The organism is Sphingomonas epibiotica (assembly GCF_039615155.1).
Classification (GTDB): Bacteria; Pseudomonadota; Alphaproteobacteria; order Sphingomonadales; family Sphingomonadaceae; genus Sphingomonas.
Genome location: NZ_JBDGHY010000005.1, coordinates 165,452 through 189,837, shown reverse-complemented (window position 1 = coordinate 189,837; position 24,386 = coordinate 165,452). Strand labels below are relative to the sequence as shown.

The 24,386-nt window shown below is 64.9% G+C and carries 21 protein-coding genes; 7 read left to right on the top strand and 14 right to left on the bottom strand.

The genetic code is table 11. The features are described from left to right. Nucleotides 1–3: 3 nt before the first annotated feature. From AAIO73_RS11840 to AAIO73_RS11805, 8 genes are read right to left on the bottom strand one after another with little or no spacing between them, the layout of a single operon-like run. Nucleotides 4–837: a sugar phosphate isomerase/epimerase family protein gene (locus tag AAIO73_RS11840; RefSeq protein ID WP_345878313.1), complete on the bottom strand. Its 834-nt coding sequence runs from the start codon at nucleotides 835–837 to the stop codon at nucleotides 4–6. Continuing rightward, on the bottom strand, nucleotides 834–1,403 hold the full coding sequence (locus tag AAIO73_RS11835) for a gluconate 2-dehydrogenase subunit 3 family protein (RefSeq protein ID WP_345878312.1): 570 nt from the start codon (nucleotides 1,401–1,403) through the stop codon (nucleotides 834–836). The genes AAIO73_RS11840 and AAIO73_RS11835 overlap by 4 nt, the downstream gene beginning before the upstream one ends. Continuing rightward, on the bottom strand, nucleotides 1,400–2,230 hold the full coding sequence (locus tag AAIO73_RS11830; RefSeq protein WP_526023800.1) for a 3-keto-alpha-glucoside-1,2-lyase-like domain-containing protein: 831 nt from the start codon (nucleotides 2,228–2,230) through the stop codon (nucleotides 1,400–1,402). The genes AAIO73_RS11835 and AAIO73_RS11830 overlap by 4 nt, the downstream gene beginning before the upstream one ends. Before the next feature lie 13 nt (nucleotides 2,231–2,243). Next, nucleotides 2,244–3,167 carry a hydroxypyruvate isomerase family protein gene (locus tag AAIO73_RS11825; RefSeq protein ID WP_345878310.1) on the bottom strand — a complete coding sequence of 308 codons (924 nt, stop codon included), beginning with the start codon at nucleotides 3,165–3,167 and terminating at the stop codon, nucleotides 2,244–2,246. Beyond that, a complete protein-coding gene (locus AAIO73_RS11820; RefSeq protein WP_345878309.1) occupies nucleotides 3,164–3,541 on the bottom strand; it encodes a c-type cytochrome in 378 nt (125 codons plus the stop codon). The genes AAIO73_RS11825 and AAIO73_RS11820 overlap by 4 nt, the downstream gene beginning before the upstream one ends. Nucleotides 3,542–3,543: 2 nt before the next feature. After that, entirely contained in the window at nucleotides 3,544–4,686 is a 1,143-nt protein-coding gene (locus tag AAIO73_RS11815; protein WP_345878308.1) for a Gfo/Idh/MocA family protein, read from the bottom strand. Beyond that, nucleotides 4,683–5,741: a sugar phosphate isomerase/epimerase family protein gene (locus AAIO73_RS11810; RefSeq protein WP_345878307.1), complete on the bottom strand. Its 1,059-nt coding sequence runs from the start codon at nucleotides 5,739–5,741 to the stop codon at nucleotides 4,683–4,685. The genes AAIO73_RS11815 and AAIO73_RS11810 overlap by 4 nt, the downstream gene beginning before the upstream one ends. Next, nucleotides 5,738–6,961: an MFS transporter gene (locus tag AAIO73_RS11805; protein WP_345878306.1), complete on the bottom strand. Its 1,224-nt coding sequence runs from the start codon at nucleotides 6,959–6,961 to the stop codon at nucleotides 5,738–5,740. Before AAIO73_RS11805 ends, AAIO73_RS11810 begins: the two co-directional genes overlap by 4 nt. Before the next feature lie 188 nt (nucleotides 6,962–7,149). Here AAIO73_RS11805 and AAIO73_RS11800 point away from each other — a divergent pair, with 188 nt between their 5' ends. Continuing rightward, a complete protein-coding gene (locus tag AAIO73_RS11800; protein ID WP_345878304.1) occupies nucleotides 7,150–8,166 on the top strand; it encodes a cupin-like domain-containing protein in 1,017 nt (338 codons plus the stop codon). A gap of 149 nt (nucleotides 8,167–8,315) precedes the next feature. Here AAIO73_RS11800 and AAIO73_RS11795 read toward each other — a convergent pair whose 3' ends face one another. From AAIO73_RS11795 to AAIO73_RS11780, 4 genes are read right to left on the bottom strand one after another with little or no spacing between them, the layout of a single operon-like run. Next, nucleotides 8,316–9,827: a tryptophan halogenase family protein gene (locus tag AAIO73_RS11795; RefSeq protein ID WP_345878302.1), complete on the bottom strand. Its 1,512-nt coding sequence runs from the start codon at nucleotides 9,825–9,827 to the stop codon at nucleotides 8,316–8,318. Beyond that, nucleotides 9,824–11,338, bottom strand: coding sequence for a tryptophan halogenase family protein (locus AAIO73_RS11790; RefSeq protein ID WP_345878300.1), 1,515 nt, complete (start codon nucleotides 11,336–11,338; stop codon nucleotides 9,824–9,826). The genes AAIO73_RS11795 and AAIO73_RS11790 overlap by 4 nt, the downstream gene beginning before the upstream one ends. Further along, on the bottom strand, nucleotides 11,335–12,762 hold the full coding sequence (locus AAIO73_RS11785; protein ID WP_345878297.1) for a tryptophan 7-halogenase: 1,428 nt from the start codon (nucleotides 12,760–12,762) through the stop codon (nucleotides 11,335–11,337). Before AAIO73_RS11785 ends, AAIO73_RS11790 begins: the two co-directional genes overlap by 4 nt. 9 nt (nucleotides 12,763–12,771) lie before the next feature. Beyond that, the gene (locus AAIO73_RS11780; protein ID WP_345878296.1) at nucleotides 12,772–14,292 is read right to left on the bottom strand and encodes a tryptophan halogenase family protein; all 1,521 of its coding nucleotides are present in this window, start codon (nucleotides 14,290–14,292) and stop codon (nucleotides 12,772–12,774) included. A 360-nt stretch (nucleotides 14,293–14,652) separates the two neighbouring features. Between AAIO73_RS11780 and AAIO73_RS11775 the strand changes: the two genes are divergently transcribed. Then, the gene (locus AAIO73_RS11775) at nucleotides 14,653–18,057 is read left to right on the top strand and encodes a TonB-dependent receptor (RefSeq protein WP_345878294.1); all 3,405 of its coding nucleotides are present in this window, start codon (nucleotides 14,653–14,655) and stop codon (nucleotides 18,055–18,057) included. A 77-nt stretch (nucleotides 18,058–18,134) separates the two neighbouring features. On the opposite strand, the gene AAIO73_RS11770 is transcribed toward AAIO73_RS11775, so the two are convergent. Continuing rightward, nucleotides 18,135–19,646 carry a replicative DNA helicase gene (locus tag AAIO73_RS11770; RefSeq protein ID WP_345878292.1) on the bottom strand — a complete coding sequence of 504 codons (1,512 nt, stop codon included), beginning with the start codon at nucleotides 19,644–19,646 and terminating at the stop codon, nucleotides 18,135–18,137. Between the two features lie 91 nt (nucleotides 19,647–19,737). On the opposite strand from AAIO73_RS11770, the gene AAIO73_RS11765 reads away from it, so the two are divergent. From AAIO73_RS11765 to AAIO73_RS11745, 5 genes are read left to right on the top strand one after another with little or no spacing between them, the layout of a single operon-like run. Then, a complete protein-coding gene (locus AAIO73_RS11765; RefSeq protein WP_242116597.1) occupies nucleotides 19,738–20,220 on the top strand; it encodes a UPF0262 family protein in 483 nt (160 codons plus the stop codon). After that, nucleotides 20,220–20,888 carry a GH25 family lysozyme gene (locus AAIO73_RS11760; RefSeq protein WP_345878290.1) on the top strand — a complete coding sequence of 223 codons (669 nt, stop codon included), beginning with the start codon at nucleotides 20,220–20,222 and terminating at the stop codon, nucleotides 20,886–20,888. Before AAIO73_RS11765 ends, AAIO73_RS11760 begins: the two co-directional genes overlap by 1 nt. After that, the gene (locus AAIO73_RS11755) at nucleotides 20,885–21,328 is read left to right on the top strand and encodes a cytidine deaminase (RefSeq protein ID WP_345878288.1); all 444 of its coding nucleotides are present in this window, start codon (nucleotides 20,885–20,887) and stop codon (nucleotides 21,326–21,328) included. The genes AAIO73_RS11760 and AAIO73_RS11755 overlap by 4 nt, the downstream gene beginning before the upstream one ends. Beyond that, the gene (gene dcd, locus AAIO73_RS11750; protein ID WP_056450640.1) at nucleotides 21,325–21,879 is read left to right on the top strand and encodes a dCTP deaminase; all 555 of its coding nucleotides are present in this window, start codon (nucleotides 21,325–21,327) and stop codon (nucleotides 21,877–21,879) included. Before AAIO73_RS11755 ends, dcd begins: the two co-directional genes overlap by 4 nt. A 2-nt stretch (nucleotides 21,880–21,881) precedes the next feature. Beyond that, nucleotides 21,882–22,103: a hypothetical protein gene (locus AAIO73_RS11745; protein ID WP_345878287.1), complete on the top strand. Its 222-nt coding sequence runs from the start codon at nucleotides 21,882–21,884 to the stop codon at nucleotides 22,101–22,103. Here the strand turns inward: AAIO73_RS11745 and AAIO73_RS11740 are convergent. Continuing rightward, nucleotides 22,049–24,352, bottom strand: a complete 2,304-nt coding sequence (locus AAIO73_RS11740; protein ID WP_345878285.1) for a ComEC/Rec2 family competence protein — start codon at nucleotides 24,350–24,352, stop codon at nucleotides 22,049–22,051. The two genes, AAIO73_RS11745 and AAIO73_RS11740, sit on opposite strands and share 55 nt — an antisense overlap. Nucleotides 24,353–24,386: the final 34 nt, after the last annotated feature.

The following is a 24,386-nucleotide window of genomic DNA, read 5'->3' as shown; positions in this document are numbered from 1 at the left end:
GTTTTAGTAACGCAGCGCCTTGAGCGTCCGGAAACTGGTGGTGATATCGGGTAGATAGGGCGCGGGCGCCTGATCGTTCTCGACATAGAAATGGCGGACGCCGGCACTGCCGCGGCGAGCGAACAGCGCGGCGAAATCGGTCTTGCCGGCGCCGACCGCGGTCATGCTGCCATCGGCGCGCGCGTCCTTGACGTGATAGGCGTAGAGGCGCGGCCCCAGCCGGTCGATCCACCCGCCGACATCCTCGCCGGCATGGCCGACCCAGTAAAGGTCGAGCTCGATCTTCACCAATGCCGGATCGGTCGCCTTCAGCAACCGCTCGTACAGGCTGACCCCGCCCGGCTTCACCGTGAATTCGAAATCATGGTTGTGATAGGCGAAGCCCAGCCCCGCCTTGCGCAGATCGGTTGCGAAGCGGTTGAAGTTCGGCAGCGCCGCGTTCCAGCCCGCCTCGTTGCGATGCTGGTCGACCATGTACGGAAGGACCACCGTATCGGCGCCCAGCGTCTTGACCATCTCGACCTGCTTGTCGAACGCGCCCAGCAGCGCTTCATACGGCACGTGGATCGACGGTGCCTTCAGCCCCAGCCGATCCATCGTCCGGCGGAGCAGCTTATGGTCCATGGCGTCATAGCCGCCACCGCCATATTCGACTTCCTTGTACCCGATGCGGGCGATGTCACCGAGCGTCTTGACCGGGTCCTTTTGGAACAAGTCGCGCACGGTGTAGAGCTGAATGCCGACGGCCTTGATCTGCGCCGCCTGCGCGATGCCGGTAACGCCGAGTGCGGCAATGCCGCCGGCACCGGCCAGGACGTGCCTGCGATTGACGATCATGCGCTATACACCTTGTTGACCTGCGAATAGGGAAAGGCGCCGTTATATTCGCCGGGCACCGGCAGATATTCGCGCTCCTGCGTCATGCCGATCTCCGACGTGTAATAGCCGGCGATAACCAGCTGGCGGAACGCTTCGAAGAAGGTCTTGCCGCCCGGGATCTGGTCGTTCATCGCCAGCGTCAGCAGCGCGTCCTGCTGTGCAGGCGTCGCCCTGGCACCCGCAACCTTGTAATCGGTCATGCTGCGCTTCTCGATCGCGTCGAGCCCGGCGACGATCGGCACCCGCTCGGCCGGATAGGACCAATCGGCCAACAGCTTCTCGATATAGGCCGGAACGCCCGCGGCGATCGCGCCCGGCGTATCGGTGGTCGGGATCACCCGTTCGCTCAGCGCCGTCATCAGCGCGCGTTGCGGCGCGGTGAATACCGCGGCGCTCGGCGGGCCATCGCTGATCGCCGGTACGCCGACCGGACCCTCTGCACCCACAGCGCGGGCGAGCGGCGCATAGAGCGCGGTGCCGAACATCGCCGCGACACCGGCAAGCGCCGTCCTGCGATCGATCATTTGCTGTTCTCCTTCAGGTCCTGCGCGATCGGGCTCTCGGGCAGTGGACGTACCCAGATGTTGCGGAACGACACCGGTGAATCATGATCCTGCAACTGGATCGGCGCGGCGTCGCCATGTGCCTCGTACTTCGCGACCTGCCGCCAGATGGTCGTGCCCAGCATCGCCTGGTGGTTCTGCACCACCACCCCGTTCAGGAGCGCGGTGACATAGGCCGGGCGCACCAGCGAACCGTCGGCGGCGAAGCGCGGCCGTTCGAATATGATGTCGTAGGTCTGCCATTCGCCGGGCTTGCGCGACGCGTTCACCAGCGGCGGCTTCCAGCCATAGACCGCACCGACCGTGCCATCGGCATAGGTCGGGTTCTGATAGCCGTCGAGGATCTGCACCTCATAGCGCTGCATGAACCAGATGCCGCTATTGCCGCGGTCCTGCGACGTCTTGGTCGGCGGGTTGGGGCTGCGGAATTCGAGGTGCAGTTGCACGTCGCCGAAGCTCTGCTTCGACACCAGATCGCCGCCGCCCTTGCCGTCCGGCCCGCGCGACGGGACGGTCAGCACGCCGTCCTTGACCGGCCATGGCGTGCCCTTGGGAGACCAAGCGTCGACCGATCGCCCGTCGAACAACACGATCGCATCGGACGGCGCCCCGCCCGGCTGTGCAGCAGGCGTCACTACCGTCGGCGTCGGCCGGTCGGCATCATGCACCCGCCACTGTCCACCGGGCAGCACCGGCGTATCCTTGAACCCCGGCCTGTCCTGCGCACCGGCGGAACCCGCCAACGCTGTCAGAACGGAACCAAGCGCCGCTATGTCCCGCAGCCTCATCATCCCCTCCTTCTTATGCCTGGTCGATCCGGCGATAGGCGGCGACCAGCGCCTCTTCTCCCGGCCGACCCTTTATCGAATTACCATGTTCCATGCCGATTACCCCGGCATAGCGCTTGCCCTTCAGCCATTTGACGATGGTGGCATAGTTGATCTCACCGGTTCCGGGCTCGTTGCGGCCCGGATTGTCGCCGAACTGGATATAGCCGATCTCGTCCCAGCACGTATCAAGTGTCGGGATCAGATTCCCCGACTGAATCTGCTCATGGTACAGATCGGCAAGGATTTTGACTCCAGCACTGTTCGCGCCGCGCGCAACCGCATAGCCCTGGGCGATCGATTGCATATAGACGCCCGGATGGTTGGTCCGCGTGTTCAGCGGCTCCATGACCATCGCGATGTTGTGCGGCGCGACGATATCGCCGGCACGGCGCATCACGTCGATCACCCGCGCCGTCTGGATATCCACCGGGACCTTCGGGTCCATGAAGCCGGTCACCACCGTCATCCGCGTCGCCGACAGCCGCTTGGCGACGTCGATCGACGCACGGATATCGTTCAGGAACCCCTCGCGCTCCGCGTCGTCCTTCGCCCCCAGCAACGGCCGCGACTGCGACCATTTCGGCATGCTGGCGACGAACACGCCCATCGTCATACCACGCTGTTGCAGCGCCTTCGCCATCGCCGTCTGTTCAGCGATGCTGCGACCGGCCGCCTCGTTATCCTCCCACGCCGTGAAACCCTGATCCGCGGCATAGGCGATCTGTTCGATCCGGTCGCCGCGGCTGGCGAAGCTGCCCTCGTGCGGTGCGAACTTCAGCGAGAAGCGCGCGGTATTGCTGCCGCTACCCTCGCGTCGTTGTGACGCGCCGACCCCGGCGGCCAGCGTCGCGGCGGCGGCCCCCGCCATGACCGTGCGCCGCGACACTCCGCTCACTTGGCCGACGTCAGGTAAGCGATGATCGCCGCGCGCTTCGCCGGATCGGGCGTCGCGATCGGCATGCGCGTGCCCGGCACCTTCTTGGCCGGTCCCGCCAGATATTCGTCGAGCGTCTTCGCATCCCAGCGCAGCTTCGACGCCTTCATCGCCGGGGAATAGTTGAAGCCCGGCACCGATGCCGCCGGCCGTCCGACCACGCCGAACAGATTGGGGCCGATCCCATTGCGGCCACCCTTGTTGACCGTGTGGCATGCCTTGCACGCGTTGAACGCGGGCGGCGCCGCGGTCTGGGCGGTGGTCGGCGTCGCGGTCGCCAGTAGCGCGGTCGCGCCCGCCGCTCCTACGATCGCCATACCCGTCAGCAGTTTCATCTTCACTCTCCCGCTTCCACTGGGGTCCATTTCCGGTCGGAGGCCGCATTCGCGATCACCGCCTCGATAAAGTTCATCGTCCGCAGCCCGTCGGTCAGCCCGGGAACGAAGCGCTCGTCCTGCCCGCGAATCGCTGCCGCAAACCCTTGGTACAAATTGGCGAATGCCTCGATATAGCCCTCGGGGTGGCCGGACGGCGTACGCAGCAACGCCTGAGTCGACGCGTCGAGACCCGGTCCGCCCGCACGTACCACTTCGGCCGGCCGGTCGAGCCAGCGCAGCGTCAGCGTGTTCGGCTCCATCTGCGCCCATTCGAGCGTGCCATGCTCGCCCGATACGCGCAGCTTCAGGCCGTTCTCCTCGCCCGCCGCGATCTGCGTGGCCTTCAGCGTACCGCGCGCACCCCCGTTGAAGCGCAGCAGCGCGCTGACATCGTCGTCGAGCCGCCGCCCGGCGACATGCGCGGTCAGGTCCGCCGACACCTCGCTCACCGCCACGCCCGAGACATGCTCGGCGAGGTGAAAGGCATGGGTGCCGATATCGCCCAGACAGCCGCCAAGGCCAGCCTTGGCCGGGTCGGTACGCCATTCCGCCTGTTTGTTGCCTTCGCCATCGATCGGCAGGCTTAGCCACCCCTGCAAATACTCAACCTGAACGAGCCGGATCTTGCCCAGATCGCCGCGCGCGACGCGGGTGCGCGCTTCTTCGACGAGGGGATAGCCGCTATAGGTGAAAGCCAGCGCGAACTTCGCGCTGCTCTTGCGCGCCGCTGCCGCAATCGCGCGGGCCTCGTCGCTGCTCATCGCCATCGGCTTTTCACAGAAGACGTGAATGCCCGCCTCCAGCGCCGCGATCGCCATCGGTGCATGGAGGTGGTTGGGCGTGACGATCGCCAGCGCATCGATCCGCTCACTCTTGGGCAAGGCAGTTTCGGCCGCAATCAGCGCGTTCAGGTCGCCATAGACACGCTGCGGATCGAGCCCGAGCGCGGCACCGCTGCGCTCGTTGCGCGCGGCATCGCTGCTGAACGCGCCGGCCACCAGTTGCCAGTCGCCATCGAGTGCCGCCGCCTTGCGGTGGATCGCGCCGATGAACGCGCCCTCGCCACCGCCGGCCATGCCGAGCTTCAACGCCTTGCCGCTCATTCCGCCGACAATCCCATCAGCTTGCGGATCGCCGCGCGGTCGACGCCGCTCTTGGCAAAATCGTCAAAGGCATGATCGGTCAGGCGGATCATATGCACGTCGATGAACGGAGCGCCTTCGCTGGCCCCATCCGCCGAATTCTTGAGCGCGCATTCCCATTCGAGCACCGCCCAGCCATCATAGCCATACTGCGCCATGCGGCTGAACACGCCTGAGAAATCGACCTGCCCATCGCCGAGCGAGCGGAACCGCCCCGGACGATCGACCCAGTCCTGATAGCCGCCATAGACGCCCGAGCGCCCGGTCGGATTATATTCGGCATCCTTGACGTGGAAGCACGAAATCCGGTCGTGATAGCGGTCGATGAAGTCGAGATAGTCGAGCTGTTGCAGCACGTAATGCGACGGATCGAACAGCAGCCGCGCGGCATTGTGCCCCTTCACTGCTTCGAGGAACCGCTCCCACGTCGCGCCGTCGTGCAGGTCTTCGCCGGCATGGACCTCGAACGCGCAATGCACGCCATTTTCCTCGAACACATCGAGGATCGGGGTCCAGCGCCGCGCCAGTTCGGCAAATGCTTCCTCAACCAGCCCCGCCGGCCGCTGAGGCCACGGATAGACATAGGGCCATGCCAGCGCGCCGGAAAAGGTCGCATGCGCCTTCAGCCCGAGATTGGCGCTCGCCTTCGCCGCCATCTTGACTTGCTCGACCGCCCAAACCTGCCGCTCGGCGGGTTTGCCATGCACTTCGGGGGGCGCGAAGCCGTCGAACAGCGTGTCGTAGGCCGGATGTACCGCGACCAGCTGCCCCTGCAGATGGGTCGACAGCTCGGTCACTTCGATGCCGTGCGCCGCCAACTTGCCGCGGAGGTCGTCGCAATAATCCTTGCTCTCCGACGCGGTTTTCAAGTCGATCAGCCGCGTGTCGCACGGGATCTGCACGCCGACATAGCCAAGGCCCGCGGCCCATTCGGCCATATTCTCCAGCGTGTCGAACGGCGCCTGATCGCCCATGAACTGCGCCAGGAAAATGCCCGGCCCCTTCATTCCCGTCATGCCAGCGTCTCCTTGCGACGATCGTCGCGGAAGGTGAATTGGAACAGTAGCGCGATCGCCGCGGCGGCGACCGCCGGATAGACCCACATGCCCTGCCAGTCGGCGATGGTCGGCGCACTCGGCAACTGCGCATAGATCAGCGCACCGATCTGCGACCCCAGCAACATGCCGACGCCATAGGTGAACAGCGTCAACATGCCCTGCGCCTGCGCATTGACGCCCTTCGGCGTGGCGATGGTGCCGACATAGATTGCGCCAGCCACGAAGAAGAAGTCGTAGCACACGCCGTGCAGCGCGACGCCGAGATAGATCGCCCACAGCCCCGATCCGCCGTCCCCGATCGCGAACAGCGCATAGCGCAGCGCCCATGCGGCCATGCCGACCAGCAGCAGCGGCTTCACCCCGAAGCGGCGATAGAGCCACGGCATCGAGAACATGAAGACCAGTTCGGACATCTGCCCGATCGCCAGCGTGCCGCTGACATTCTCGATCCCCGCCGCGCCGACATAGGGTGACGCATAGGCATAATACATGGCCAGTGGCACCGAGATCAGCGTCGCGCAGACGATGAAGATCAGGAACGACTTCTGCCGCATCAGGCTGAACGCCTCGACGCAGAACACCTGGGCGATCGCGCTGCCCCCCTGCGGCTTGTCGGCCTCGACCGCCGGCAGGGTGAAGCTGTAGATGCCGAGCGCGACCGAAACGACCGCCGCGACCCAGAAGATCTTCGGACTGGCCGACAGCCCCGCCCAGCCGATGATGAGGCCCGCCGCGATCCAGCCGATCGTGCCGAAGGCGCGGACGAACGGGAAGTTATCGGTCCGATCGCCGAAGCTCTTGAGCGCGATGGTGTTCGCCAGACCCACGGTCGGCATGTACAGGATCATGTAGCCGAGCAGCAGCCACACGAACGTCCCGCCGTTTTCGGGCGTCAGCAGCGTCGGCAGCAGGTACAGCAGCACGCCGCCGACCAGATGCAGGATTACCATCAGCATCCGCGGTGCGACATAGCGCACCGCGACCATGCCGAGCAGCAGCGATCCGACGATCGACGCGATCGGCCCCATCGAGAACGCGTTGCCGATCAGGTTTCCGATCCCGACCGTCTGCATCACCAGGCCGAGCGTGACCTGCCACGCCCCCCAGATGAAGAACTGCATGAACATCAACGCGCTCAACCGCGCGGTCAGACTTCCGCCGACCGAACGCTCGGTCACGGGCCCGACACCCTCCGCTATGGCCATCAGCCACCCCTCCGCAGTTTTGTCTGCTAATTTGTCGGCAACGCTAGGTAGGTCCACGCGCGGTGTAAAGATGCGATATCATCGACTTCCGCAAACCGGCCATTTACAGGCTGTTACATTCGGCACGTGGGTGCCGGACGGTATTTGGCAGGCTTATCTATATGACGCGCAGTTTTCCGCCGATCCGCGAATGGCATGCTGTCGATCGACAGCGTTTCGAGGCGGACATCGTCCCGCTGCGCCAACCGGCGGTGCTGCGCGGCATCGCCGCGTCGTGGCCGGCGGTGCAGGCAGCGCGGCAATCGGACGCGGCGCTTAGCGACTATATCGAGGCGACCGACCTCGGCAAACCGGTCCCGGCCTTTCTGGGGCCGCCGCAGATCAACGGGCGATTCTGGTACAGCAACGACCTGCGCGGGCTCAACTATCAGCAACGCTTCGCCCCGATCGCCGAGTTGCTCCAGGTGCTGATGCGCGCGCGCGACGAGGAACAGCCGCCGGCCTTCTACGCCGGAGCGGTGCCGATCGCCGAGAATTGTCCCGATTTCGCACGCGACAACGTGCTGGGCATCACCGGTCCGGGCGCGGTCGCGCGACTGTGGATCGGCAACCGGGTGACGGTATCGACCCATTTCGACATGTCGGAAAATGTTGCGGTGGTCGTCGGCGGACGGCGGCGCTTCACGCTGTTTCCGCCCGAACAGGTCCGCAACTTGTATGTCGGGCCGTTCGACTTCACCTTTGCCGGGCCGCCGGTCAGCATGGTCGATCTTCGCAACCCCGACTTGGAACGCTATCCCCGCTATGCCGAGGCGCTGGAAACCGCGCTCGAGGCCGAACTGGAACCCGGCGACGCGATCTACATCCCCTATATGTGGTGGCATCAGGTTGAGGGGCTGTCGCCGGTCAACGTGCTCACCAACTATTGGTGGGACCTATCGCCGCGCCATTGGCAGGGCTCCCCCTTCCGCACGTTGATGCACGCGGTGATGAGCATCCGCGACCTGCCCGAGCGCGAACGCGACGTGTGGCGAAACTGGTTCGACCATTATGTCTTCGGTGCTGGCCATGACGCGGTCACCCACCTGCCCCCCGCCGGTCGCGGTGCGCTAGGCGAGATGACGCCTGATATGGCACAGCGGGTGAAACAGTATCTGATTGACGATTTGCGGCGTTAGGGCGAACCTGCTGCAATCTCTTCCGTTCGTCCTGAGTAGCCGCTGAGCCTGTCGAAGCGGCGTATCGAAGGACCGCCGAGGGTGCTTCGATACGCTTTCGGATTTGCTCAGCCCCTACTCAGCACGAACGGTTTGCGCTTGTACTGACCCTAGCCAGTCGCACGACAAAACCGGTCGATGAACGCCATATGGTCGGGCATCGCCCGCACTCCGGCGTCCATTGCCCCGGCGATATGGGTCATGCGCCGGTCGAGTTCCTCTTCCGTCAGAATGTCGGCGATCGGATGATGCCGCTTGGGGTGAATATTCTGCCCGTGCAGCACCGCCAGCCAACTGGTCTCGCTGAACAGTTCGTTGTCGTGGCGATAGAGCCGCGCATTTTCCCGAAAGATCGCGATGCGTTCCTCCAGCGACGCCGGGATCGCCATCTCGCGACACCGCCGCCAGAACGGACTGTCGTCACGCGCCGTCGCCTTGTAATGCAGGATCAGGAAGTCGCGGACCTGTTCATATTCCAGCCGCGTCCGCCGGTTGTAATAATCGATATCCGGCTGGTTGAACGAACGGTCGGGAAAGTTGGTCAGCAGCCGTGCGATCCCGGTCTGGATCAGATGGATCGACGTCGATTCGAGCGGTTCGAGAAACCCCGCCGCCAGTCCCAGCGCGACCACGTTCCGGTCCCACGCCTTTCGCCGCACCCCTGCCGTGAAGCGCAGGAAATTCGGCCCGGCGAGTGGGGCGCCATCCAGTCCCTCGTTCAGCATAGCGAGCGCGGTGTCGTCGTCGACATAGTCGGAACAATAGACATGGCCGTTGCCGGTGCGCGACTGGAGCGGAATGCGCCAGCGCCAGCCAGCGCTGGTCGCGGTCGCCCGGGTATAGGGCGTCGGATCGCCGACCCGCGCGCACGGTCGCGCCACCGCCCGGTCGCACGGCAACCATTCGCGCCAGTCGTCATAGCCGGCGTTCAGCGCCCCCTCGATCAGGAGTCCGCGAAAGCCAGAGCAGTCGATGAACAGGTCGCCGGCAACCTTGGTGCCATCGTCGAGCACGACATGGTCGACATGGCCGTTTGCGCCGTTCAGTGCGACGTCGACGATCCGCCCCTCGGTCCGGACCACGCCCGCCGCCTCGGCACGCTCACGCAGATATTTGGCGTAGAGCGCCGCATCGAACTGAAACGCATAGCTGATACCGGCCAGCGGCGACCCGCGTCGCGACGGATCGGGCCGCATGAACTTGCCCGCCCGCGCCGCGCCGACGCCGATGCTGTAGCGATCGAGCGGTAGCGCGCGCCCGGCCTGGGCATGGCGGTACCAGAAATGATGGAAATGAATGCCCTCCATCTCCTGACCATAGGTGCCGAAGGGATGGATATAGCGCTCGCCGATCTTGCCCCAGTCGACGAACTCGATGCCCAGCTTGAACGTCGCGCAGGTCCGGCGGACGAAGTCGTCCTCGTCGATGCCCAGCAGCCGGTTGAAATACTGGATATGCGGGATCGTCGCCTCGCCGACGCCGACCGTGCCGATCGCTTCGGATTCGACGACGCGGATCGTCATGCCGCTGCCGGCCAGCATGTGCGACAGCGCCGCCGCCGCCATCCATCCCGCCGTGCCGCCGCCGACGATGACGATGCTGCGGATGTTCGCCCCGCTCATGCCGCGATCGCCTGTGCCGGACAGTAGCGGGCGAGGAAGTCGCCATGCGTCGGCATCCGCGCCACCGCCGCCGCCATCGCCTCGCGCATCGACGTCAGGCTACGCGCGACATCCGCTTCGGGGAGCGTCGCGACGATCGGATCGGACGCCTTGGGCACGATCCCCTGCCCCAGCATCACCGCGACCCAGCTCGGGCGGGTGAACAGTTCGTCATTGTAGCGGAATACCCGCCCCGTCTCGCGGAACAGATCAATCTTGTGCAGCAGCGTATCGGGCAGGGTCATGGTCCGGCAATGGTTCCAGAACGGCGTGTCGTCGCGCGCGGTCGCTGCATAATGCAGGATGATGAAGTCGCGCACCTGTTCGAACTCGGTGCGCATGTGGCGGTTATATTCGGTGCGCAGGATGTCGGGAATGTCGCCGCGCGGGAATAGCGAGATGAACCGGCTGATTCCCTCCTGGATCAGATAGATCGACGTCGATTCGAGCGGTTCGAGGAACCCCGCCGCCAGCCCGATCGCAATGCAGTTGCCCGACCAAAAACTTTCGCGGCACCCCGCCTTGAACCGGATGCGACGTGGATCGGCGAGCGCGGGTGCATCCAGATTAGCGAGCAGCGTCTCGCGCGCCGCCTCCTCGGTCGTGAACGCGCTCGAAAAGATATGGCCGTTGCCGACCCGCCGCTGCGTCGGGATGCGCCATTGCCACCCGGCATCGCGCGCGGTCGCACGGGTATAGGGCGTCGGCGGCCCGGCATGTTCGCTCGGCACCGCCAGCGCAGTGTCGCACGGCAGCCAGTGGCTCCAGTCGACGAACCCGCTGCCCAGCGTCTCGCCCGCCAGCAACGACCGAAAACCGGTGCAGTCGAAGAAGAAGTCACCTTCCACCACCCGCCCGTCGCTTAGCGTCAGCCCGGTGATCGCGCCGTCCGCACCCTGCCCGACCGCGCCGACGATCCCCTCGACGCGGACCACGCCGCGCTTCTCGGCATAGCGACGCAGGAACCGCGCATAAAGCGTCGCATCGAAATGATAGGCATAGCGAAGGTGCGACAGGACCGATCGCAGATTAGGGTCGGGCAGCGCGAACTTGCCCGCCCGCGCTGCGACCGCGCATAGGCTATAATCCTCGATCGGCTGCGGCGCGCCATGTTCGCGGGCGCGCAGCCAATAGTGGTGGAAATCGATGCCCTGCATGTCGACGCCATGCTGGCCGAACGGGTGGACATAGCGGTCGCCCTTCGCGCCCCAATCGACGAACTCGATGCCCAGTTTGAACGTCGCCTGCGTCGCGGCCATGAACTCGGCCTCGTTCACGCCGAGCATCCGGTTGAAGTTCAGTATGTCGGGGATCGTCGCCTCACCCACCCCGACCGTGCCGATCGCATCCGATTCGACCAGTGTGATCGCGACGTCCTTCGGATCCAGCAGGCTCGACAGCGCGGCGGCGGTCATCCACCCCGCCGATCCGCCGCCGACGATCACGATCCGGCGCAACAGTGGCGCGCTCATACCATTCCCCGCTTCAGATATTGTTCGAGCTGCGCCCGATAGACCCGCGCCGGCGGCAGCTTCGTCACCGCCGCTTCGATCTCACCCGCCATCTTCGACAGGAACTGCCGCACCCGCGCCGGATCGGCGCGATCGGCCAGCCGGTCGTGGCGGATCGGTCGCAACCCCAGCCCCAGATGCAGGATCGTCCAGTCCTCCGGATGAAAGGGTTCGAGGTCATAGGCGACCAGCACCCCGCGTTCGGCGAACATGGCCAGCTTGCGCGCCAGCTTCTCCGGCACCGCCTGTGCCTTCGCCGCCTGCCAATAGGGTCCGTCCGGCAGTTCTTCCGCCGTAAAGAACGTCCGCTGGAACAGGTCGGCGTGGTCGTGATCGTCTGCGAAGCGCCGGTCATATTCACGCGCCTCTACGCCCATCTCCTGCCGCGAAGGGATCAGTGTCAGCAGCCGTTCGATATCGCGTTCCAGCAGCATCATCGGTGCCGGCGTCAACGGCTCGACCATCGCCACCGCCTGTCCGATCCCCACACAATTGCCGACCCAGCCGCGCGACCGGCGGCCAATCGGGGCTTCCACCGACCCTTCCGTCGAAACCCGCATATGCCGCACGCGTCCTTTCAGTGGCGTCTCGCTCTGCCACCCATCGGGCGACACGCGCACGGTGCGTAGAGGTGCTTCGTCTGTGCTGGCCCGGTCCTCGACGGTGATGCCGATCCGACGATCGCCCAGCCAGTCGCATGCCATTGCCGACAGCAGCATTGCCGCCGGACCGCTGCAATCGACATAGAGGTCCGCGCGCACCTGAGTGCCATCGTCCAGCCGCACGCCTGCGATCACGCCCTCCGCGACGTCGACACCGACAACCGATCCGGCAACCCGCTCGACCCGCCCCGCCGGAACCGCCGCCGCGAACAGCGCCGCATAGTCGGCCGGGTCGAACTGATAGCCATATTCGGCGCGTGCCAGCGGATGTTGCCCGTCGCCCTCGCGCGGCGGATGGACGAACACGCCACGTCGTGCCGCCTGTACCCCGGCGACATAGGGCGTGACTCCGTCCGCCCCGACCATCGTCAGATATTGGTGCAGCTGCACGCCATCGATCACCGGAAACGGCAGCGCAAATCCCTGCATCCACCCGCGCCCGCCCCAATCGGCATAGCGCGTCCCCCACGAAAAGCTCGTATCGCTGTCGAGGATCAGCCGGCGTTCATCGACCCCGACCGACAGGTTGAAGGCATAGGCCGACGGCGCGGTGACGCTGCCATAGAACAGGTCGCTGCCCCGCTGATCGCCGGCATCGACGCGCAGGATCGCGACGTGGGGCGGCAAATGCGCCGCCAGCGCCGCGACCGTCATCTCGGTCGCGAGACCACTGCCGCACACCAATATGCGTCCGACCGATACGGATGTTTCGAACCCCTGCATCACCGTCCTTCAGGCCGCCAGACCGGCCGCGGCCGGCGATCGGCGGATATAGTCGGCATGCACGGGCGTCGCCTGCACCGCCTGCGCCACCGCCCCGCGCAGCGCCGCCGCGCGCGCCGCGATCGTCGCGTCGTCCTGCGCCAGCACGCGCGGATCATATCCCTTCGGCATCAGCCTCTGCCCCAGCATCACCGCTACCCAACTGGGCGGCAGGAACAATCCGAACTGATAGGGTACGACATAGCCACGCGTCAGCCACGCATCGATCTTCGCCTGCAAACTGTCGGGCAGGGTCAGCGCGCGGAAATGCCGCCACATCTCGCTGTCCTCACGCTCGGTCGCGACATAGTGCAGCAGCAGGAAGTCGCGTACCCGTTCGAAGTGCAGCGCCATCCGCCGATTATACTCGTCGATATCGCCCGCATCGAAGGCACGGGTCGGGAACAGCGCCAGCAACTCGGTAATGCCGTCCTGGATCAGATGGATCGACGTCGATTCGAGCGGTTCGAGAAACCCGCTGGCCAGCCCGATCGCGACGACGTTGCGTTTCCAGAAGTCGCGCCGCCGTCCGGTCGTGAAGCGCAGCCGTCGCGGCTCGGCCTGCATCGGCGCGTCGAGATTGGCGACCAGTTGCGCCTGCGCGTCATCGTCGGAAATGAAGCTGCTGCAATAGACATGACCGTTGCCGACCCGGTGCTGCAACGGGATCCGCCATTGCCACCCCGCCGTCCGCGCCGTCGCGCGCGTATAGGGGCCGAGCGGTCCGCGACTGTCGGTCGGCACCGCGACCGCCCGGTTGCACGGCAGCCAGTTGCTCCAGTCGTCATAGCCCGACTGCAACGCTCCTTCGATCAACAGCCCGCGAAAGCCCGAACAGTCGACGAACAGGTCGGCCTGTACCACCCGTCCGTCGGCCAGCGTCACGTCACGGACATGGCCACGCTCCCCGTCGAGCGCGACGTCGACCACCTTGCCCTCGACCCGCTCGACGCCGCGCGCTTCGGCATAACGCCGCAGGAAGCGGGCATAGAGCGAAGCATCGAACTGGTAGGCATAGCCGAAGCTCGATTCGACCTGACGCACGTCACTGCCGGGATGACGGAAGCGGTTGTTCTCGGCGGCGATGACCGGAAACGAATATTCGTCGAGCCGGGTCGTATCACCTTGTTCGCGCAACCGCAGCCATTGATGGTAGAAGGGAATGCCGTCGTCGGTCGGCCCGTAATTGCCGAACGGGTGGATATAGCGATCGCCGATTCGGCCCCAGTCACGAAACTCGATGCCCAGTTTGTACGTAGCCTCGGTCGCGCGCATTAGATCCGATTCGGCGATACCCAGCGTCGTATTGAACGCTCGGATATGCGGCAGCGTCGCTTCACCGACCCCGACCGTCCCGATTTCGTCCGATTCGATCAGGTGGATTCGGACCCCCAGGCCGTGCAGCCTGTTCGCAAGCGCAGCAGCGGTCATCCAGCCGGCGGTACCGCCACCGACGATGCAGATCCGTTCGATCTCGGCAGCCGCCGTCATACGGTCCTCGGCCGGTTACCGGCATGTATAGTCATAGAAACGCCCCTCTCCGACAACATCGTTCGCACTGCCCAAGCATTGGCGCAACCATATCGTTAATACGTTGCAATGCAGCAATAATTACGTACGTAATGTTACTTGAGTTACAATCAGAACGCCCGACCCGGACAATTGTCAACGATGTCGGGTAAATATGTTACCGCTATCTTGTCGGGGTAAATCAGATCAGATATGCACCCGATTGTTGCCGCACCATTGCTAGCCGTATCGTATCGAAAAACGAGAAACGAGCAGCAAGGATCGCGCACAGGTAACGCCGGGCGACGCGAACAGACGTCGCTACAGGGAGGGGATAGATTGATGAAGATGCAGGTACTCGCGTATCCGTCGCGTTCGGCCAAGAAGTTGCTGTTGGCCACATCCGCGCTGACCTTGGCACTGACGCCGGCAGCCGCCTTTGCACAGACCGCCATCACGCCGCCGGACGAAAAGGTGCCGACGCCGCTGGCCGATGCGCAGGACGCGACGCCCGAAGGTGAAATCGTCGTTACCGGCATCCGCGCCGCGCTTGAATCGGCTAAGGAAATCAAGCGCCGCTCGTCGACCTTCGTCGATTCGATCACCGCGTCGGACATTGCGACGCTGCCCGATCTGTCGGTCGCCGAAGCGATCGGTCGTATTCCGGGCGTGACCATCTCGCGCTTCCCGACCAACGGCGGCAGCCCCGACTTCCCCTCGCCCGAAGGTCGCGGCAACCTCGTGCGCGGTCTCGGCTTCGTCCGATCCGAATTCAACGGTCGCGACGCCTTCTCGGCCAATGGCGGCCGTTCGCTCGACTTTTCGAGCATTCCGCCCGAACTGGTCGGCGGCGTCGACGTCTACAAGAATCAGAGCGCCGACCTGATCGAGGGCGGCATCGGCGGCACGATCAATCTGCGCACGCTCGAACCGTTCGACAGCAAGAAGGACCTGTTCGTCATCTCGGTCGACGGGACCTATTCCGACTTGCGCAAGAAGTGGTCGCCGCAGGGCAGCATCACCGCGGGCAAGCGCTGGAACACCGGGATTGGCGAAATCGGCATCCTCGGCTCCTATTCGCGCTCGCGGCTCGACTCGCGGATCAATGGCTGGCAGCAGAGCCAGCCGATCCCGCGCGTGCTCGACGCCAACGGCAACGTTCCGGAAATCAACAATCTGAACGACGGCCCCCGTCCAAACGAGTTTATTGGCGTCGACCCGTCGCGCATCGTCGGCATCACGCCGGGGTTCCAGCTGCGCAACACCGACTTCGATCGTGATCGCATCAGCTATTATGGTGCGATCCAGTGGCGCAACGACGGTCTGCAAGCGACGTTCAAGTACATCCGCGCCGAAACGAAGATCAACAGCATCGAACGGACGCTCGAATGGTTCCCCGACCATAATGGCGGCGTGAACATCGGCGTCAGCAATCTGGCACGCAACAACAATTGGGGTTCCGACGGCCTGCCGATGTGCAGCGGCCCGGGCGGACAGCCGGTTGCGCCAGGCGATTGCGAAACCCTGTATCCGGTCCGCGGCGGCCTGATGGAATCTGGCCTCATCACCAGCAACCAGGATTCGTGGACCGGGGCGCGTGGTCGCGACATCGGCATGCTGGGCGTCGGTAAGATTGAGGAAGCCTCGACCGACGATTTCAGCCTGAACGTTAAGTGGAACGCCACCGAACGCTTGTTCATCACCCTCGATGCGCAGTATACCAAGGCGGATGCCCGGCAGCGTCAGCTTTGGGGTGGCATGAACAGCTACTTCAATTATTCCGTGAAGCCGGATCTCGACCATCCTCGGGTCGAATTCTTTATTGACCCTGCGCACCGCTTCAATCCTAGCAACACTCGGTTTACTGGTGATCGTGACCCGATCACCAATTCTAACGGTTTCATCAACGCGCCGGGGGTTTACATCCCGTCGCCCACCGGAAGCGCCGACTTCAATGGTGCCAATTTCCAGTTCGCGGCCGACCAGTTCCAGAACGGCAAGGGCGACCTTTACGCACTGCGCGGCGATCTCAGCTATGACGTGTCGGGCGGCGACGGCCTTGCCAGTTGGTTCGACAGCGTCAAGTTCGGCGCTCGCTTTGCCGAACGCAGTCAAGTCAATTCGGAAATGGCGCTCAACTGGGGGGCGATCGCGCCGGCCTGGGCCGGTGGCTATGGCATCGCCGGCACGTTCCAGAACCCGAACGAAGGCTTCGAGGCAGTCAGTTATAAAAACTTCTTCCGTGGGGATGGTGTCGTTCAGGGTAGCAACACCGACTTCGTGTTCGTGAACCGCAATCTGCTCAACGACTATGGCGCGTTCCGCAACTATATTGCCAGCGAACCGCAGCTGACGACGCTGGGGAACTGGGTGCCACGCGGCATCAATGACGGCACGCGCTTCGGTCAGGCGATCTATCGTCCCGAAGATACGTCCGACATCACCGAACGGACGAAGAACGCCTATGTCCGAATCGATTTCAAGCAGGATTTCGATAACGGCATGTCGGTCGACGGTAATTTCGGTGTGCGCTATGTCCGGACCGAGCTGCGGTCGTCGGGTTTCCAGGCGTTCCGCCCGTTCAACCCCGACCTGCCGTCGTGCGACCCCGCACTTGGTCCGGGTCAGCAGAATTGCCAGTACACGTTCGACCCGACGACCGGCCGCCGCTTGCGTACCGATGACGCCGAAAGCCGTGACGACATTCGCGATTTCGCGCCGGAGTCGGCCGCCTATGCGGCACAGGCGGCCATTCCGACCTCGCTGAACCTCACCGACGAACGTTGGCTGCCGTCGTTCAACATGAAGTTCAATCTGAACCGCGAGATGCTGTTCCGCTTCGGCTACAGCAAGGGGCTCAGCCAGCCGAACGTACAGGATTTGCGAGCATCGCAGGAATATGTCGTCACGACCCAGCGCACGAACTTCCAGCAGATCACCGACGAGACCGACCCGTTGTTCGGCGTCGATCGCGGCGCGCAGGATATCTCGCCCAGTGAAATCCGCGTCAGTCGCGGCAACCCGTTCCTGAAGCCGACCACCGCCGACAATTTCGACCTGTCGTACGAATGGTATTTCAAGGGCGGTTATCTGTCGGTCGCCGGCTTCTACAAGAAGCTGTCGAACATCATCACCAACGGCGACCTGTCGCTGGGGACGACGACGCTCGACGGCAAGACGCTCAACATCATCTACAACGGCCCGGTCAATCAGGCGAAGGCGACGGTGAAGGGCGTTGAAGTCGGCTATCAGCAGTTCTTCGACTTCCTGCCGGGGCCGCTCAAGCATCTGGGCGTACAGGGCAACTATACCTTCATCGATGCCAACACGACGCCCCCGGGCAACGGCGCCGATGCCGATGGCAACGGCGTGCCGGACGACGTGACGCAGGTATTCCGCTGGGGCGTCAGCGACCTGCTCGGCCAGTCCAAGCATATCGCCAACGCGGTCGCGATCTATCAGGACAAGGTGGTCGAAGCGCGGCTCGCCTATAACTGGCGCTCGTCCTACCTGCTGACCTATCGCGACTATGTGACCGGCAACCCCGTGTTCGCGGAAGATGCGGGCTTCCTCGACGCGTCGCTGAAGTTCAACATCGGCAACCTCCAGCTACGCGGATCGATCGCCAACATCCTCGATACCAAGAGCAAGGCGTACAGTCAGATCGACGCGGCGGGTCAACGCTATGACCGGTTCAGCTTCCTGAACGATCGCCGTATCGTGGTAGGCGCGCTGTTCCGCATCTGATACGGGGACACCCAAAAAAAATCGGGGGAGGTGCCATCGGCGCCTCCCCCTTCTTCTGTTCGGCCCGGACCGATCGGCTATTCGTCCAGCCCGCTGAACCCGCCACCGGCATAGTCGCTGAACTTGGTGATCTGCGGCTCGAACTTCAGCGTCACCTTGCCCGTCGCGCCATGCCGCTGCTTGGCGATGATAAGCTCGGCGAGGCCATAGACACGTTCCATATCCATCGCCCATTTCGCATGGTCCTCGAACACCTTCGCATCGTCACCGTCGCGCGGGCGTTTCGGCTCCTTCGCCGCGACATAATAGTCCTCGCGGTACACGAACCAGACCATGTCGGCGTCCTGCTCGATCGACCCTGATTCGCGAAGGTCGGACAGCTGCGGTCGTTTGTCCTCGCGCTGTTCGACGGCGCGCGACAGCTGCGACAGTGCCATCACCGGCACGCCGATATCCTTGGCCAGCGTCTTCAATCCGCGCGAAATCTCCGAGATTTCCTGCACGCGATTGTCGCTGCCCTTGCCCGAGCCTTGCAGTAGCTGGAGATAGTCAACCACGACCAGCCCGAGTTCACCGTCCAGCTTGCGTTGCAGACGCCGGACGCGGGTGTGCAGGCCCGAAATCGACAGGCCGGCGGTATCGTCGATATAGAGCGGCAACTGTTCCAGATCGGCGGCCGCGTTGGCAAGGCGGGTAAAGTCCTCCTTGCGGATCTTGCCCATGCGCAAGGCTTCGGAACTGATTTCCGCCTGCTCGGCCATGATGCGCGTCGCGAGCTGATCGGCGGACATTTCGAGCGAAAAGAACGCGACCTTCGCGCCAACTGACTTGCCCTTCTCCATGCCGGCGCGCTGGTCGTCCATGTAACGCTGTGCAGCGTTGAAGGCGATGTTGGTCGCGAGCGACGTCTTGCCCATGCCCGGACGCCCGGCAAGGATGATGAGATCGCTGTGATGCATGCCGCCGATCCGGCCGTTGACGGATGCGAGGCCGGTCGTGACGCCCGACAGACCGCCACCCGAGTTCATCGCGCGTTCGGCCATGCGCACCGCCATCGTCGTCGCCTGCGCGAACGACTTGACCGCGTTGGTCGTGTTCCCCTCCGCAGCGACCTTGAACAGCGCCTCTTCGGCTGCTTCGATCTGCTTCTTGGGATCGACCTCGGTCGAGGTGTCGGTAGCGTTTTCGACCAGCGTGCGGCCCACGGTGATGAGCGCGCGCAACTGGGCAAGGTCGTAGATTTGCTGCGCGAACTGTCGCGCACCGATCAGGCTGGCGTTGCTGCCGGTGATCTCGACCAGATATTGGGTGCCGCCGCGTGCCGCCAGCAATTCGTCATTGTCGAACATCGGCCGCAGCGTCACCGGACTCGCGATCATCCCGGTACGGCGGACGCCCCTGATCCGTTCGAAAATGCGCGCATGGGCGGGATCGTAGAAATGCTCGATATCCAGCCGTTCGACCATGTCGTCGGCCAGACCATTGTCGATCAGCATCGCGCCCAACAGCGCCGCCTCCGCATCGACATTGTGGGGCACGCGCGGTGGTTGCGGAGGGGTACCCCCGCCGATGCTGTGAACAGTAGCCATCGCTCCTTGTCCCAGACCTCGGCCTTACGCTCAACCGCTTGACAGCGCATTTTGCGGTGGACGCCAGCACATGAAGCGGCGACAGGAGGCCATGGCCGATCCCCGGATCATCGACGTGACCCTCGACGAGCGCACCATTTTATGGCGCAGCGCCGATATCGAGCAGGAACGGCGTATCGCGATCTTCGACCTGCTGGAGGCGAATCACTTCGCCCCCGCCCGGGTGCCTGCCGATCATTATGCCGGTCCGTACCGCATCGCGCTCTCGGTGCCAGAGGGCCGGCTCGCCATCGATATCGCGCGCGAGGATGGCAGCCTGATCGAGACGCTGGTGTTGGGCATGGCGCGCCTGCGCCGCCCGATCCGCGATTATTTCGCGATCTGCGACAGCTATTACAAAGCCATCCGACAGGCGACCCCGCACGAGATCGAGACGATCGACATGGCAAGGCGCGGCATCCACAACGAGGCGGCCGAGGCGCTGCGCGAGCGGCTGGACGGCAAGGTCGAGATCGATTTCGACACCGCACGCCGCCTCTTCACCCTGATCTGCGTGCTGCATATCAAGGCGTGATGCGGTTCAAATTGATTCTCGGCGCGCTGGCGGTGCTGGCGCTGGTTGCGTTGTTTCTGTGGCAATGGTCGTTCGGCTGGACGCCCGATCGCACCCGGTTCCCGGTCCAGGGCCTGACGGTATCGGCCGGGGACGGCCCGATCGACTGGCCGACCGTCCGCGCGCGCGGCGCGGATTTCACCTATATCACGGCGTCGCGGGGAACGCAGCGCGATGCGGCGTTCGAGGCGAACTGGAACGGCGCGCATGCCATCGGAATGCGCCATGGCGCGCTCCACGAGTTTTCGCTGTGCGAGCCGACCGCCGATCAGGTCACGACCTATCTGACCACGGTACCGCGCGCGACCGATGCCCTGCCCGCCACGTTGTCGCTCGACTTCTCGCCCGACTGCGCCGCCCGTCCGACCCGCGCGCAGGTGATGACCGCGATCCGCGGGTTTCTGGGGCCGGCCGAATATCATGACGGCCGCGCGATGATGCTGCGCATTTCGCCCGCATTCGAATCAGAATATCGGGTCAGCGCCGCGATCATCCGGCCGCTTTGGGCGCAACGCCGCTTGTTCGAACCCGATTATCTGGCGCGGCCGTGGCGGATGTGGCAGGCGAACCCGACGCGGCGCATCGACGGCGTCGCCCGTCCCGTCGCGTGGAGTGTTGCCGCCCAATGATTGATCCCGCCGTACTGATCGACGCCGCGCGCGCCGCCGCCGCGCATGCCCACGCGCCCTATTCGCGCTTCGCGGTGGGTGCGGCGCTGCTGATGGAAGACGGATCGATCGTCACCGGCGCCAATTTCGAAAACGCCAGCTACGGCCTGTCGCTGTGCGCGGAGACGGTGGCGACCGCCACGGCCAACGCCACCGGACGACTGCGCGAGATCGTCGCGGTCGGCATTGTCGGGGGGCGCATGGGCGAAGCGGACGTGGACCCGATCCGCCCGTGCGGTCGGTGTCGGCAGATACTGAACGAAGCGGCGCAGATGGGCGGACGCGATCTGGCGGTCTATTGTTCCGGACTCGGCGGCGGCAGCATCGAAACGCATCGCCTGTCCGACCTGTTGCCGCATGCATTTGGCCCGGGCGATCTGGGTATTGGGGGAAAGCAATGACGATCCTGTCGGATCACTGGATTCGCGAACAGGCGCTGGCGACGGGGATGATCGAACCCTTTGTCGAATCGCAGCGGCGCGAGGGGTGCATCAGCTACGGCCTGTCGTCCTATGGTTATGACGCGCGGGTGTCGGACGAATTCAAGATCTTCACCAACGTCGACTCCGCCGTCGTCGATCCGAAGGATTTCGCCCAGAACAGCTTCGTCGATCGCAAGACCGATGTCTGCATCATCCCGCCCAACAGTTTCGCGTTGGCTCGCACCGTCGAATATTTCCGCGTGCCGCGCGACGTGCTGGTCATCTGCCTCGGCAAATCGACCTATGCGCGCTGCGGGATCATCGTCAACGTGACGCCGCTGGAGCCAGAATGGGAGGGGCATGTCACGTTGGAATTTTCCAACACGACACCGCTCCCGGCCAAGATCTACGCCAATGAAGGCGCCTGCCAGTTCCTGTTCCTGAAGGGCGATCAGCCCTGCGGCACCAGCTATGCCGACCGGGCCGGCAAATATATGGGCCAGCGCGGCGTCACCCTGCCGCGGCTGTAACGATGATCGGACGCAACTGGACAGGGCGCAGCGCGGTGGTGCGCCTATCGGCGCTTCTGCCGATCCTGGCGCTGTTCGCCCCGAAGCTGTCGCTGCCGCTCACCTTTGGTATCGGTGGTGCGCTGATCCTGTGGATGGCGTTCGTCTGCGCACGGGTCGCGATCAACGATCATCGGGCGGCGTCGGAACTCGCGCCCTTCCGCCCCACGCGCCGGTCGCGATAGGACGGACGCGGCGGCGCGACCGTCTGCGGCACCTCCCATGGATGCTGCCCGCCCTGCCGGACGGTCGTCACTCGCCCGGCCGCCAGCGATATCGCCACCCCGCCGGTGCGGGCGAGCGTCATACGGTCCAGCTTCAACCAGCGTGGGGTGCACGCGGGCGGCAGGCGGCGGTCGCTGACGACGATGTCGGCGCGGCGACAGGCGGCGACCAGTTCGGCCCACGGCACCGCATAGCCGCTGCGCGTCGCGACGATCGTCCAGCGTCGGCCGCCGGCCTCCCGTCTGGCGATGCACAGGTCGGCGCTGCACCTTGCGCCGGCTTGTTCGGACAGCGGCGGCAACGCGCCCTCGACGCCGCCGCCCTCGCCCAGCGTCGCGCGGACATAATCGCCCGCCCGGTCGCGCAGGATCGCCATGCCGCCATCGGGCGTCGCCAATGCCAGATGCCGCCCGTCGCCGGTCACCAGCAGGTCGGGTGCCGGCGTCGCCAGCGCCCACACAGCGCCGGCCGCGAACGGCAATATTCCCCAGCGCCGCAGCGCCGTCCGCCACAGCGCGATCCACAGTCCGCCGACGACCATCAGCGCGAATGCCCCATCGAGCATTGCCGGCAGCGAAGCGACCGACCCCGGTGCGGCCGCGACCGTCCGCGCGATCCACAGCAGCAACGCCAGCGAACGCTCGACCGCCCACCATGCCGGCGCGCCCAGCCCGACCGGATCGAGCGCCAATGCCATCGCCTCCAGCGGCATGGTGACGAAGGTCGTGAGCGGGATGGCAACGATATTGGCCAGCGCACCGTACAGCCCGGCCTTGTGGAAATGATAGAGGCCGATCGGCATCAACGCCGCCTCGACCACCAGCCCGGTGAGCAGCAACGACGCCAAACCGCGTCCGAACCCCCTCCACGGCGCCTCGTCCCGCTTCAGGAACCAGCGCCGGACGCGGGGATGTTCGTGCAGCGCGACGATCGCGGTGACGGCGGCGAAGCTCAACTGGAAACTCGGCCCCGCCAGCGACTCCGGCAGCACCAGCAGGACCAGCAGCGCCCCCGTCGCGATCAGCCGCAGCGTAACCGCTTCACGCCCCAGCGATAGCGCCCCTAGCACCAGCAGCGCGGCAATACACGACCGCACCGTCGGCACGTCCGCCCCCGACAGCCAGGTATAGCCGACCGCCGCCATCGCCCCTGCCCCCGCTGCGACAACCGGCAACCGCACCCGGAGCGCCAGCGACGGGAACATTGCGAGCAGTTTCAACACCAGCGTCATCGTCCCGACCACCACCGCGGTGACGTGCAGCCCGCTGATCGACAACAGATGGGCCAGACCCGAGCGCCGCATCGCCTCGGCATCGGCTTCGTCGATCGCACCGCGATCACCGGTCACGAACGCGGCGGCAATCCCGCCTTCGCTGCCGCTTACCCGCCCGACGATATGCGCGGTCAGCGCCGCGCGCAGTCCGGCATTGCCCGGGTCGCCGGCTGCGATCACCCGCACCGGCGCAAAACCGCGCCCGGTCGCGCCGATCCCCTGAAACCATGCGGTTCGGGCAAAGTCATACGCCCCCGGCAACGCGGCGGAGGGCGGCGGCATCAGGCGGGCGCGCAGGGCGATGGTGGCGCCGGGGGAGAGATCGGCCGGGAAATCTCCCTGGGCGACATTCACGCGGATACGCGGCGGCAATCCTCCCCTCTCTGGAAGCGAAGGGTTGGGGGTGGGTCGGGTTCCGCTTGGCGCAACGCCCCGCTCTATCGCTGGCCAACCCACCCCCAATCCCTCCTTCCCAAAAAAGGGGGTTGTAGAAGTCGGTGCCAATGTCAGCCGAACCAGTTCACGCGCCGGAAGCGGCTCGACCCGTTCGACCTTCGCCTCGAACGCTACCACTATCGGTCGTGCCAACACCGGCGCGGCGACGTGTTCGGCGCGCCACCAGATGAGCGCACAGCCGAGCATCACCAGCAGTCCGACGATCGTGATCGCCTGCGCCGTCCGGGTACCCCATGGCAGCACCATCCCACCCAGCGCCGCCGCCAGCCCGGCGAACAACACCGCGCTCCACGCCGCCGGCCCCGGCAACATGAACCACGGCGCGATCCCCGCCCCCAGCGCGACCGGCATCCACAGCGGCAATTGCCCCCGCTCCGCCTCCGCCCTACGTTCCAGCGCGGCAAGGAACCGAGCCGGGGCGCGCGCGGTTTGAAGCGGCACGGGTGCCATGCTAGGGGCGGTCGCGGCTGAACTGGCCATATCTGTTCCACCCGATTTCTGGGAGCATCCGCGC